This window comes from Streptomyces sp. SudanB52_2052, assembly GCF_964272415.1.
Lineage (GTDB): Bacteria > Actinomycetota > Actinomycetes > Streptomycetales > Streptomycetaceae > Streptomyces > Streptomyces olindensis.
Genome location: NZ_OZ186796.1, coordinates 4,607,096 through 4,618,218, shown reverse-complemented (window position 1 = coordinate 4,618,218; position 11,123 = coordinate 4,607,096). Strand labels below are relative to the sequence as shown.

Below are 11,123 nucleotides of genomic sequence, written 5' to 3'. Positions count from 1 at the left end.
ACGAGGAGTGAGTCAGCGTGAGCGGAGCCACGGGCGCCGGACCGAGCGGTACCTCGACGGGTACGGACACGGACGACGGCGGCCGTGGCTCCGCCGCGCGTGCGGCGGACCCGCACACGACCAACCTGAAGGCGATCAAGTCCCCGACCAAGGACAAGCCCTCGCCTGACGCGCAGGAATCCCAGGGGGGAAGCGTGACGGACACCCGAGGTCCGCAGACACAGCAGCACAAGGGCGGCGCGGCCCCGGCGGCGACCGCCGCCCAGCCACAGCCGCAGCCGCAGGCCCAGCCGGCCGTGGAGGAGCAGGGAGCCGCCGCGGCCTCCCCGCTCCCGGGGGAGCGGCAGACGCAGCAGCCGGCCGGGCCGTACCACCCGCCGCAGGCGTACCCGGCGCAGCAGGGGGCGGCTCCCGGTGCCGCCGCAGCTGCCGTACGGCGTCCGCGCACGGGGGCGCGGACCACGCCCCGGGTCCGCAAGGCGCGGCTGCGGGTGGCGAAGGCCGACCCGTGGTCGGTGATGAAGGTCAGCTTCCTGCTCTCCATCGCGCTGGGCATCTGCACGATCGTCGCGGCGGCCGTGCTGTGGATGGTCATGGACGCCATGGGCGTCTTCTCCACGGTCGGCGGCACGATCTCCGAGGCGACCGGCTCGAACGAGTCCAACGGCTTCGACCTGCAGGCCTTCCTGTCGCTGCCCAACGTCCTGATGTTCACGTCGATCATCGCGGTCATCGACGTCGTCCTGGCGACGGCCCTCGCGACGCTCGGCGCGTTCATCTACAACCTCTCCGCGGGGTTCGTGGGCGGTGTGGAGTTGACGCTCGCCGAGGACGAGTGACGTCCCTCCGACGTGCAGCGGGTGTCCCGCTGACGGTGCTCCGACAACCGATTTTGGGACTGCCCATGTCGTGCGCTAATCTTCAGGAGTCAGCGCGCGGGACACACACCGCAGAGCGCGGCGGGGCTATAGCTCAGTTGGTTAGAGCGCATCCCTGATAAGGATGAGGCCACAGGTTCAAATCCTGTTAGCCCCACCAGCACGAAGACCCCCGGTCCACAGGGCCGGGGGTTTTTGGTGCGGTACGTCCGCAGGTTCCTTGCGGGACCCGGGAGAGGCCGTGCCCTGGGGAGAACGCACCGACGGGGTGGTCAGTCGACCGGCCAGGTGCGCTCGGCCGCCCAGGTGGCGAAGCGCTGCCAGCCGATCTCCGGGAAGTCGCGTCGTAGGGCGTTCACGTCGATGTCGAGGCCGACCTCGGTGAAGTAGCGGAACATCGCGGCAAGGTCCGTCGAGAACGCCTCGACGCGGGCGATCGGCAGCTGCTCGAAGACGATCGGCCTGCCGCAGTCGGCCGGCACCGGCAGGACGAATCTGCCCTTGCGCAGACCTTCGAGCGACCATTCGACCGTGTAGTTGTCCATGAACACGGCCGGGCCGAGGACCGTTATGAGGGCCGGCCCCTTGTTGATCGACGATCTCCAGCAGGAGTCCCGCCGCTACCTGGCCTCCTACGTCATGTTCAACCAGGCGGTCGCGGACCATCTCGAGCTGCACCCCACCGACGTCCAGTGCCTCAACCTGATGACCGCCGAGTCCGGCCCGTTCACCACCGGTCGGATCGCCCGGAGGGGATGCGGAATCTCACGGAGCTGTGGGCCGAGCTGGGTGAGGGGTGGCGTGCGAAAGCCCCGACCGGTGCGGTCGGGGCCTTCTGGATCACTGGTGTGTCGTGGGGTGTACGCAAGATCGCCAGGACGTACCAGGGTGCGGGAGTTCAGCGCTGGAGTGGCATGAGGCGGTCCGCCGTGGTGTCGCTGTCGGCGTCTTCCTCGTCGTCCGTGCACGTGGTGCTCGGTGGCGTCGCCGTGTCCGTGAGGGGGCGGTGGCGGCAGCGGGGGGACTTGCCGTGGGCCTCGGCGCGGATGCGCTGCTTCATCGTGGGAGGCAGGGCCCTGGCGAAGGACCAGGGGGGTGCCGCCGGCGCCGTCCGCTGCTGCGGGACGCTGATGCCGTTGCCCTTCCCGTTGCTGTTGCGCTTCTGCTCGGCCTGCGGTACCGCCGCGGCGGCAGTCGTGGTGATGAATCCGAGCGCCGTGCACAGGGCGAGGAAGGCGGTGACGATGGCGGTCCACAGCTTCATGACCTTGTTGCGGGCCATGGGCCCCTCACTTTCGGGTTGGGCGATTTGCGTACTTTCCTCATGATGTGTATGGGGGCCGAGAAGTGGTGGACCGACGCCCGTGGCGCGGCGATGTTCAGATGAACACCACCCGTATGGGCGCAAGCAGGTTGAAAAGGTGAGAAGAGTGGAGGAGGGAGGTCAAAGTAACCGTCCGTCGGCGTGTGGTCACCCTCCGATCGGAGCGGCGAACTCCGCTTCTATCCGGGTTCCCCGGGCGGGAGTTGAGGGCCGACGCAGGTCACCGATCGGTATCGGTCGGTGTGTATAGTCGGGCGCCAGAGGTCCCCTACGTCAAGGAAAGACGAGGTCGCGCGGTGAAGAAGCTTCTCCTGGTCGCACTGGCCGCCATCGGCGGGCTCCTCGTGTACCGCCAGATCCAGGCGGATCGCGCCGAGCAGGATCTGTGGACGGAGGCGACTGACTCCGTGCCCACGGGTTCCTGAGTCACGACACCCCATACCGAGCACACCCCGGCCGCCTCGCGGTCGGGGTTTTGTGTGTCAAGGGACAGCCGCGGTCCGCATCGGCGGGGCAGGATGGGCCACGGTGCACGGTGCACGGTGCACGGTTCCGCGGTCGACGGTGAGGGGTGGCGCGTGAGGGGACGGTGTCGTACGGCGTGGGGGCGCGCGGGCACGTGGCACGGCCGCCCGCCGGTGGCCGTACGCCTGGGCGCGGTGGCGGTGGCACTGGGAACGACGGCCGCCCTGGCACCCGGCCAGGCCGCCCTGGCCGCCGCCGGAGCCCCCGGCACGACACTGGCGCCGAGCCCGTACGCCTTCGCCGACGGCGCCCAGAGCATCGACGGAGCCCGCAGCACCGCGGACGCCCCACTCCTGAAGCCCGGCACGCCCTACAAGAGCTCCCTCCCGAGCAACGGCAAGGTCAACTACAGCCTCCAACTCGACGCCGTGTCGAACGCGTACGTCTCCGTCACCGCCGTCCCCTCCCCCGGCAGCAGCGTCTCCGTCATCGACGGGATCAAAGTGTCCGTGCAGGACGCCGAGGGCGTCTCCTGCTCCGTCGACACCGCGAGCTTCGGCGCCGCCCGCAGTCCGCACCCGATCGCGGCATGGGGCATGCGCGAGAGGTCTCCCGCCAAACCTCTGTGCCGGGAGGCCGGCACGTACTACGTGTCCGTCGAGCGGGTCGACCCGGACGGCGAGGGCTCCTCGCCGGACGCCTGGGACCTGGAACTCGTCGCCACGACGGAGCCGCCGACCGCGAAGACCGGCGCGACGAGCGCTCCCGAGGCGTGGGACTCCGCCTCGCCCCAGCCCCTCCTGGGGCAGGCCGAACGCCGCCGGGGCGGGGCCGGGTTCGCCGCGGCCACCCCCCTGGACCAGGGCGTCTGGCGCGACGACATCCGGCCCGGCCAGACGCTCTTCTACGAGGTACCGGTCGACTGGGGCCGACAGCTCCACGTCACCGCCGACCTCGGCAGCTCGGACTCCACCGGCACGGGCTACACACCCGACGCGCTGGACCTGGCCCTCTACAACCCCGCACGCGGACCCGTCGCCGACGTGGGCGTCGGCTACGACGGCGACCAGAAGTCCGGCAGCCTGCCGCCCCTGCCGCCCGTCGACCACGCCAACCGCTACGCCGTCACCCGCCAGGTCAGCGCCGTGCGCTTCGCCGGCTCCTACTACCTCGTCGCCCACCTCTCCGAGAGCGTCGCCGACAGCTTCGGGGACGGACCCTTCCCGATGACCCTGCGCGTCCGGGTGGACGGGACCGCCCAGGCCGGGCCGGCGTACGCGGGGGAGTCCGCGCCGAAAGACGTCTTCGAGGTCACGGACGAGGACCGGGAGGCGGCGGCGGAAGGCGTGGCCGCCGGCGACGACACCGTGATGCGGGCGGTGGCCGTGGGAGGGATCGGCACCGGGAGCGCGCTGCTCGTGGGGCTCGGGGTGTGGACCCTGGTGGCTCGGCGGCGCCCCGCCGCGTAGGGCGGGCGGCGACGGGCGCCCGGGTCGCGACCGCATCCGCTCAGATGCGGCTCAGGGCCCAGAAGCCGACCGCGTAACAGGCCAGGGCGAGCAGCAGAAGCGGCACCGCCACCTTGGCCGGCGGGCCGACGTGGCGGCGCGGCCGTTCCGCCCGGTGTCGCGAAGCCGTCCTGGGCGGCGTCGGAGTCTGCGGGGACTGCGCGGTGTACGAGGCCGTGGTGGCGTCGGCGAGCTCCTGTACCGCTGGGGGCAAGAGGTGACCGGCGTAGCCCTGTGCGGCGGGGTAGGGCGGCGGGAGCGGCTGGGACAAGGACAGCGGGTACGTCGGGTCGTAGGGGGAGACGGGGGGCTGCTGCTGGGCCTGCTGCTGGGCTCGGAGTTGGGGTTGGTGCTGGCCGTGGTGCGGTTGCACGGGGGTGGGGGAGGAGGTGGCCGTGGCCTGCGGAGGCGGCAGGTGGAAGCTGCCGGTGTCCGACATGGAGGACGGCGGAGGTGTGGCGGATGGGGCTGGCGGGGCGGGCGGCCCCGGCGGAGGGTCGGTGTCCTGGCGGGGATCGGGCTGTACGGCCCCGGAGGGAGGGGTGTCCGCCCCTGCGGCCGGAGTGTCGGTCGTCCCCTTGCCGGGGGTGTCGTCCCCTCTGCCCGGGGTATCGGCCCCTCTCCCTGGCGTGGGGGCCCCTGCGCCCGTGGTGTCGCTCGTGCCGGTGGCGTCGGCGCGCTGCCAGGAGTCCGCGCCTGCCGGAGCCGGGACGTCCCGCTGGGGCCACTGCTCGCCCGCCCCCGGGCCGGACGGCAACGCTCCCGACTCCGGCCCCGGCCGCAACGCCCCCGACGCCAGGCCGGACGGCAACGCGCCTGACATCCGCCCCGGCCGCTCCGTACCCGACGCCGCGCCCGGCGGCTCGTCCCCCGAGCCCAGCCCTCGCGCTCTCACCAACGGCCCCTCCGGCGCGAACCCGGCGGGCAGCGGCCCGAGTTGGTCGAAGATCTCGATCAGCTCGTCGTCCGGACCGGGCTCCGGAAGGAGCTCCGCCGCTGCGGCAAGGGCCTTGCGTGCCCCCGTGGCCGTACGGAACCGCGCCTGCGGGTCCGGCTGGAGCAGCGTGGCCACCACCTGCCACAGCGGCTCCGGGATGCCCTTGGGCGCACCGGGGGTCCCGTGCTCGGCGAAGTACTGGATCAGCGCCTTGCTGTCCGGCTTGGCACCCTCCAGCAGGTACAGCGCGACCAGCCCCACGGCGAACAGGTCGGCGGGGAAGTCCGGCTCGGCACCCATCATCTGCTCGGGCGCCAGGTAACCGGGCGTCCCCACCACGAGGTTGGTCTCCGTCAGCCGGGGCTCGCCCAGCCGCATCGCGATGCCGAAGTCGGACAGCCGCAGCCGAGGCCGGCCCGTGCCCGTGGCCTCCAGCAGCACGTTCGCGGGTTTCACGTCACGGTGCACGACGCCCTCAGCGTGCACCGCCGACAGCCCGGACAGCAGCTGGTCGAGCAGGGTGCAGACGAAGGCCGGCGGCAGGGGGCCGTAGTCCCCGACGAGATGGACCAGCGAACCGCCGGCCACCAGATCCATGGTGAACAGGACCTTGTCGTCGTCGGCGGCCCAGCTGGTGGGTGCGAGCACATGGGGATGATCGATCCGCAGCGCCTGTTCGCGGACGAAGCGCAGCAGCGAGTGCGCGTCGCTCTGGAGCAGGACCTTGGCGGCCACATAGCGGCGACGGCGGTGATCCCAGGCGCGCCAGACGGCACCGACTCCTCCGCGCCCGATCGGGTCGACCAGTTCGTACCGGCCGGCGAAGACCTCACCCATGGCTGTACGTCGCTCCTCCCCCTGTGGCTTCCCCCCTTGCTTCCCCCCGACGGGCGCTACGACTCCCCGCCGGGCGGAACGACTCCCCCGATGAGCGATACACATCCCCCTGGCGTCGACCGGTCCCCCGTACGGGACACGCCCCCTCGTGCCCGTCCGTACCGTGACGCGTCCCCCCGTCACCTCACCCGGTGCCCGCTGCCGAACCCCCTTCGGCGCCGGGCGGCGGGATCAGCTCTGGTGGGACTGGTAGTGCGCGACCGCGTCCGAGGTGCGGCCCGCCCCGTACACCCGGAGGAACTCTGCCAGTTCCGGGTGGCTCGGGGCGAGGGTGTCCGCTGCCTCGATGATGTCGCCCGCCGCCGCGACCGAGCGCAGCAGCGACTGGATCTCGCGGACGACCCGCTTGACCGTGGGCGCCCCCGAACTGCTCGTCGTCTGCGTGGTGTTGCTGAGCACCGAGCCCCCCTGTGACTTCTTGATCTCCTCCATGCGCTCGGTGGCCTCGGCGGCGCTCACGCTGCCGTCCGCGACCTGCCCCGCCAGGTCCTGCAGCAACTGCACCCGCTGCACCACGGCCGGATTGCCGATCTTCGCCCGCTGACCGCTCATCAGCTGCGAGAGCATCGGCGCGGACAGTCCCAGAACCCCCGCGAGACGAGCCTGGTTGAGACCAAGATCGTCGATGAGCCTACGGAAGAGCGCCCCCAACGGCTCCCCGTACCAGTTCCGCTGCAGTTCCCGCGCTCTTGCGGTCGCTTCCTGCTGTGCGGCGTCCATTGCGTCTCCCCATCGCTTCCCCATGTACGGCGGTTCGCGGTAGCGAACCACGCCGAGCATCTTACGGAGAGTGGTCGGCGACGGGGACCCCCAATCCTTTTGCGGAATCACGGGGGTGACCCGGTACTCTGGTCTCCGACGCCCGCCGGTACGCGGTTTCCTCCGGTCGGACGTCCTCTTCCGGGGCCTTAGCTCAGTTGGTAGAGCGCTGTCTTTGCATGGCAGATGTCAGGGGTTCGACTCCCCTAGGCTCCACCCCTGGAAATGCCCTCCGAACTGCGGAAACGCAGCGCGGAGGGCATTTCGTGTTTCACGTGAAACAGCACGGCGAGGCGGGAGGCCCCGAGGCACATCCTCAAGGCTCCCGTCCCGCCGTACTGCGAGATCCGGCGACCGTCAGGAACGGTCGTCGCGCTGGGCGGCGTCTTCCTCGGCCTCCTTGGCCTGGACCTCCGGGTCCAGCGCCGACTGGCCGCTGCCGTCCACGGAGGACAGTCGGCCGGACTCGGGAACCTCCGTCGCGGCGGGCGGCTCCACCAGCCAGTCCGGGTTCGCCTGCTTGTCCCACCACTTCCAGGCGGCGAAGGCACCGCCCGCGACGGCGCCCAGGATCACCAGCGTCTTCATGGCCTTCCCGGCCCTGGCCCGCCGCTCATGCCTGCGGACCAGCCTCTGGATCTCCTTGGACGAGACCTGGCCGCGCAAGGCGGCCATCGCGGCCGCGCTCCGAGCCGCGGCCTCGGTCGTGACCGGGACGGCCGCGGCCATCGCCTGCTCGATCCTCGGCCGGGAGTAGTCCGCCGCCTGACGGGCGGCCTTGCGTGTACGGACGGCGGCCTCGTGGGCGGCCTGGTCGACCTTCGGCGGCACATGCGTGCGGGCCTGCTCCAGATACGGCTGCACATGTGTGCCGTACTGGACGCGGGCCTGCCCGGCGGCCTGCGTCACCTTGGGCGCTAGCCGTACGCGTGCCTCGTGTGCGTAGTGCGCGGCCCTGTCCTTGGCCGTGTCGGCGTAGGGCGCCACCACTTCCGCGGCGTGCAGCACGCTGTCCTTCGCCGAACCGGTCGCGGCGCGCACGCTGTCGATGCGGGTCACGGGTTCCTCCTCCTCGGTGGCGTACGGTATTTCGACTTTCCACCCTTTTACGGATCATGCCTGCCCGGGCGCTCCGCGCCATGCGAGACGGGCATACGGGTGCCGATGGAGTTGATCGAGTACAAGAACGGATGAATAGGGGGCAACGTGAGCTTGTCGTCGACAATGCCACGGATCGCCGCCGCGCGCCCCCGCCCCGCGACTACTCGACTGGTTTTCCGCAGCCGGACGGCCCGCTTGACCCCCGGAGAACGGAGGTCGGGCGACGCGGAGCCCCGTCCATGCGAGGATCAGGGAGTCACGGAAAGACAACGGAAGGCAGATCGTGGCTGAGCAGCTCTACGCCACCCTGAAGACCAACCACGGCGACATCGAAGTCCGGCTTCTGCCGAACCACGCCCCCAAGACGGTCAAGAACTTCGTCGAGCTCGCCCAGGGCGAGCGGGAGTGGACCCACCCCGAGACCGGGAAGAAGTCCACGGACAAGCTCTACGACGGCACGGTCTTCCACCGGGTGATCAGCGGATTCATGATCCAGGGCGGTGACCCGCTGGGCAACGGCACCGGCGGCCCCGGCTACCAGTTCGAGGACGAGTTCCACCCGGACCTGCGCTTCGACAAGCCCTACCTGCTGGCGATGGCCAACGCCGGCCCCGGCACCAACGGCTCGCAGTTCTTCATCACCGTCGCCCCGACGGCCTGGCTGAACCGCAAGCACACCATCTTCGGCGAGGTCACCGACGCCGCCAGCCAGAAGGTCGTCGACACCATCGCCTCGACCCAGACCAACCCGCGCACCGACCGCCCGGTCAACGACGTCGTGATCGAGTCGGTCGTCGTCGAGACCCGCTGAGCGCGAAAGCCCCCACAGGGAACCAATCGCCCCGCTCATCCGTAAGGATGAGCGGGGCGGGGCTTTGCCCCCACGGCTCTCATCACGACTTAGGGGATCTCATGGACGACCAGGCTGCGGGCAGCCCGCAGAACGCCCACAGCGTCCCCACGTGCTATCGCCACCCGGACCGTGAGACCGGCATCCGCTGCACCCGCTGCGAACGGCCGATCTGCCCCGACTGCATGGTCAACGCCTCCGTCGGCTTCCAATGCCCCGAGTGCGTCCGCTCCGGCTCCGGCACCGGCCACGCGCCCACGGCCGCCATGCCCCGGACCATCGCCGGAGGCACCATCACGGCCGACCCCCGCCTGCTGACCAAGATCCTCATCGGCATCAACCTGGCGGTCTTCATCGCCGTCCAGGTCAACCAGTCCCTCCTGAACGACTTCGTCCTGCTCGGCGCCTGGCCACCCGCACCCTTCACACCCACGCAGGGCGTGGCGGGCGGCGAGTGGTACCGCATGGTGACCTCGATCTTCACCCACCAGGAGATCTGGCACATCGCGTTCAACATGCTCAGCCTCTGGTGGCTCGGCGGCCCCCTCGAAGCAGCCCTCGGTCGCGTTCGCTACCTCGCGCTCTACTTCATCTCGGGACTCGCGGGCAGCGCCCTGGCCTATCTGCTCGCCTCGCCGAACACCGCCACCCTCGGCGCCTCCGGCGCCATCTTCGGCCTCTTCGGCGCGACGGCCGTCCTGATGCGCCGCCTCAACTACGACATGCGGCCGATCATCGCCCTGCTGGTGATCAACCTGATCTTCACCTTCAGCCCGGGCTTCAACATCTCGTGGCAGGCCCACATCGGCGGCCTCGTCGCCGGTGTCGCCGTCGGCTACGCCATGGTCCACGCCCCGCGCGAGCGACGCGCCCTGGTCCAGTACGGCACGTGCGCGCTGGTCCTGGCCGTGGTCGTGCTGTTGACGCTGTTGAGGACGACCCAGCTCAGCTGAGCGCGGCCGTTGTCCACAGCGGGTGGCGGATCTTGTGCATACGGTGCAGGAACACATGTGCCCCCGGTCGCCGACGAGTGTTTTCGCAGGTCAGGCAGGGGGCGAACATGTTTTCGAGTTGCGGTACTTCCGTCATACCGGCGTCAACGCTCGGCGAGTTATCCACAGATCGTCGTTCTTTTTCCACCTGTGGACAGTGGTTGTGGATAACTCAGCGAACAACCCTGGGCAGAGCTGCGTTCACCTTGCGGTGACCGCTACTTCCACTGCGTCGAGACGCCGAATCCGGCCGCGATGAAGCCGAAGCCCACCACGATGTTCCAGTTCCCCAGCGAGTCGATGGGCAGCGAGCCGTCGGTGACGTAGAAGACGACGATCCAGGCCAGACCGATGAGGAACATGGCCAGCATGACGGGCGCGACCCAGGCACGGCTGTTCAGCTTGATCGCGGTCGTCTGCTTCGACGGCGGCGGCGTGTAGTCGGCCTTCTTGCGGATACGTGACTTCGGCACGAGGGTCTCTCCTGTCGATGCGCTGCGTGGCCGCGCAGGTAACTGGGTCGGTCTCGGGGCAGCGTAAGGGGACTCCGATTGCTCCCCCGGGCGTCCGTTAGCGTAGTGCTTCCGCCGCGCCGAAGGAGATAAGGGTACGTTGAGCAATTCTGCCGACTCCCCCGGGACGGGATCCAGCCCTGAGCGCGCGCGCCGTTTCCGGCCCGTGCGGATCCTCACCGCGGCCGTCTTCGCTCTCGCCGGATTGATCTTCTTCACCAGCTTCAACACGGCCAAGGGCACCGATATCCGCACGGACGCCTCGCTGCTGAAGCTGTCCGACCTGATCCAGGAGCGCAGCCGGGAGAACGGCCAGCTGGACGAGACCAACGGGGCCCTGCGCAAGGACATAGAGGCGCTCGCCGAGCGGGACGACGGTTCCACCAAGGCCGAGGACGACAAGCTGGCGGCGCTGGAGAAGCGTGCGGGCACCCAGAAGCTCAAGGGCGAGTCGCTGACGGTCACGCTCAACGACGCCCCGCCGGACGCCACCGCCAAGCTGCCCGGCTACCCGGAGCCGCAGCCCGACTACCTGGTCATCCACCAGCAGGACCTGCAGGCCGTGGTGAACGCGCTGTGGCAGGGCGGCGCCAAGGGCATCAAGGTCATGGACCAGCGGCTGATCTCGACGAGCGCGGTGCGCTGCGTGGGCAACACCCTGATCCTCCAGGGCCGGGTCTACTCACCGCCGTACAAGATCACGGCGGTCGGGGACCCCGGGAAGCTGAAGAAGGCGCTGGCGGCGTCTCCGGCGATCCAGAACTACATGGTCTACGTCAACGTCTACGGGCTCGGCTGGAAAGTCGAGGAGAACGGCCCGGTGACTCTGCCCGGCTACTCGGGCACAGTGGATCTGCACTACGCGAAGCCCGTGGAGTAGGAGCCCAGGCCGGGGGAGCC

At 70.1% G+C, this 11,123-nt stretch carries 12 protein-coding genes, 2 tRNA genes and 1 pseudogene; 9 read left to right on the top strand and 6 right to left on the bottom strand.

The window, feature by feature from the left end; translation table 11 throughout:
* The first annotated feature begins 17 nt into the window (after positions 1 to 17).
* Together ACSUPV_RS20430 and ACSUPV_RS20425 are read left to right on the top strand one after the other, a co-directional pair.
* Positions 18 to 839, top strand: coding sequence for a DUF3566 domain-containing protein (locus ACSUPV_RS20430; RefSeq protein WP_382614701.1), 822 nt, complete (start codon positions 18 to 20; stop codon positions 837 to 839).
* Positions 840 to 961: 122 nt separating this feature from the next.
* Positions 962 to 1,038, top strand: a tRNA-Ile gene (locus tag ACSUPV_RS20425).
* A 112-nt stretch (positions 1,039 to 1,150) separates the two neighbouring features.
* On the opposite strand, the gene ACSUPV_RS20420 is transcribed toward ACSUPV_RS20425, so the two are convergent.
* Positions 1,151 to 1,423, bottom strand: a complete 273-nt coding sequence (locus tag ACSUPV_RS20420; RefSeq protein ID WP_382614720.1) for a hypothetical protein — start codon at positions 1,421 to 1,423, stop codon at positions 1,151 to 1,153.
* A gap of 25 nt (positions 1,424 to 1,448) precedes the next feature.
* Here ACSUPV_RS20420 and ACSUPV_RS20415 point away from each other — a divergent pair.
* Positions 1,449 to 1,625, top strand: a pseudogene (locus ACSUPV_RS20415) (MarR family transcriptional regulator); the annotation flags it as partial.
* A 151-nt stretch (positions 1,626 to 1,776) separates the two neighbouring features.
* Here the strand turns inward: ACSUPV_RS20415 and ACSUPV_RS20410 are convergent.
* Positions 1,777 to 2,160: a DUF6344 domain-containing protein gene (locus tag ACSUPV_RS20410; protein ID WP_359788373.1), complete on the bottom strand. Its 384-nt coding sequence runs from the start codon at positions 2,158 to 2,160 to the stop codon at positions 1,777 to 1,779.
* Positions 2,161 to 2,498: 338 nt separating this feature from the next.
* Between ACSUPV_RS20410 and ACSUPV_RS20405 the strand changes: the two genes are divergently transcribed.
* Positions 2,499 to 2,627, top strand: a complete 129-nt coding sequence (locus ACSUPV_RS20405; protein ID WP_003999697.1) for a DLW-39 family protein — start codon at positions 2,499 to 2,501, stop codon at positions 2,625 to 2,627.
* 153 nt (positions 2,628 to 2,780) lie between these two features.
* A complete protein-coding gene (locus ACSUPV_RS20400) occupies positions 2,781 to 4,136 on the top strand; it encodes a hypothetical protein (RefSeq protein WP_436948083.1) in 1,356 nt (451 codons plus the stop codon).
* A gap of 40 nt (positions 4,137 to 4,176) precedes the next feature.
* On the opposite strand, the gene ACSUPV_RS20395 is transcribed toward ACSUPV_RS20400, so the two are convergent.
* Both ACSUPV_RS20395 and ACSUPV_RS20390 read right to left on the bottom strand, forming a co-directional pair.
* Positions 4,177 to 5,949, bottom strand: coding sequence for a protein kinase domain-containing protein (locus tag ACSUPV_RS20395; RefSeq protein ID WP_436948081.1), 1,773 nt, complete (start codon positions 5,947 to 5,949; stop codon positions 4,177 to 4,179).
* 231 nt (positions 5,950 to 6,180) lie between these two features.
* The gene (locus tag ACSUPV_RS20390; protein ID WP_030244913.1) at positions 6,181 to 6,729 is read right to left on the bottom strand and encodes a helix-turn-helix domain-containing protein; all 549 of its coding nucleotides are present in this window, start codon (positions 6,727 to 6,729) and stop codon (positions 6,181 to 6,183) included.
* A 182-nt stretch (positions 6,730 to 6,911) separates the two neighbouring features.
* On the opposite strand from ACSUPV_RS20390, the gene ACSUPV_RS20385 reads away from it, so the two are divergent.
* A tRNA-Ala gene (locus tag ACSUPV_RS20385) sits at positions 6,912 to 6,984 on the top strand.
* A 141-nt stretch (positions 6,985 to 7,125) separates the two neighbouring features.
* Here the strand turns inward: ACSUPV_RS20385 and ACSUPV_RS20380 are convergent.
* Complete coding sequence (locus ACSUPV_RS20380; RefSeq protein WP_037760003.1) at positions 7,126 to 7,827, bottom strand: DUF5324 family protein; 702 nt, start codon at positions 7,825 to 7,827, stop codon at positions 7,126 to 7,128.
* Positions 7,828 to 8,152: 325 nt separating this feature from the next.
* Between ACSUPV_RS20380 and ACSUPV_RS20375 the strand changes: the two genes are divergently transcribed.
* Together ACSUPV_RS20375 and ACSUPV_RS20370 are read left to right on the top strand one after the other, a co-directional pair.
* Positions 8,153 to 8,680, top strand: coding sequence for a peptidylprolyl isomerase (locus ACSUPV_RS20375; RefSeq protein ID WP_031115160.1), 528 nt, complete (start codon positions 8,153 to 8,155; stop codon positions 8,678 to 8,680).
* A gap of 101 nt (positions 8,681 to 8,781) precedes the next feature.
* Positions 8,782 to 9,672: a rhomboid family intramembrane serine protease gene (locus tag ACSUPV_RS20370; RefSeq protein WP_031115159.1), complete on the top strand. Its 891-nt coding sequence runs from the start codon at positions 8,782 to 8,784 to the stop codon at positions 9,670 to 9,672.
* A gap of 257 nt (positions 9,673 to 9,929) precedes the next feature.
* Here the strand turns inward: ACSUPV_RS20370 and crgA are convergent, their stop codons facing one another.
* Complete coding sequence (gene crgA, locus ACSUPV_RS20365; RefSeq protein ID WP_031115158.1) at positions 9,930 to 10,184, bottom strand: cell division protein CrgA; 255 nt, start codon at positions 10,182 to 10,184, stop codon at positions 9,930 to 9,932.
* 139 nt (positions 10,185 to 10,323) lie between these two features.
* Here crgA and ACSUPV_RS20360 point away from each other — a divergent pair, with 139 nt between their 5' ends.
* The gene (locus ACSUPV_RS20360; RefSeq protein WP_359788383.1) at positions 10,324 to 11,103 is read left to right on the top strand and encodes a DUF881 domain-containing protein; all 780 of its coding nucleotides are present in this window, start codon (positions 10,324 to 10,326) and stop codon (positions 11,101 to 11,103) included.
* Positions 11,104 to 11,123: the final 20 nt, after the last annotated feature.

Bases quoted from the DNA above. Each gene is read 5' to 3' on its own strand.
- ACSUPV_RS20420 (WP_382614720.1), bottom strand. From the start codon at position 1,423: ATGGACAACTACACGGTCGAATGGTCGCTCGAAGGTCTGCGCAAGGGC.
- ACSUPV_RS20410 (WP_359788373.1), bottom strand. From the start codon at position 2,160: ATGGCCCGCAACAAGGTCATGAAGCTGTGGACCGCCATCGTCACCGCC.
- ACSUPV_RS20395 (WP_436948081.1), bottom strand. From the start codon at position 5,949: ATGGGTGAGGTCTTCGCCGGCCGGTACGAACTGGTCGACCCGATCGGG.
- ACSUPV_RS20390 (WP_030244913.1), bottom strand. From the start codon at position 6,729: ATGGACGCCGCACAGCAGGAAGCGACCGCAAGAGCGCGGGAACTGCAG.
- ACSUPV_RS20370 (WP_031115159.1), top strand. From the start codon at position 8,782: ATGGACGACCAGGCTGCGGGCAGCCCGCAGAACGCCCACAGCGTCCCC.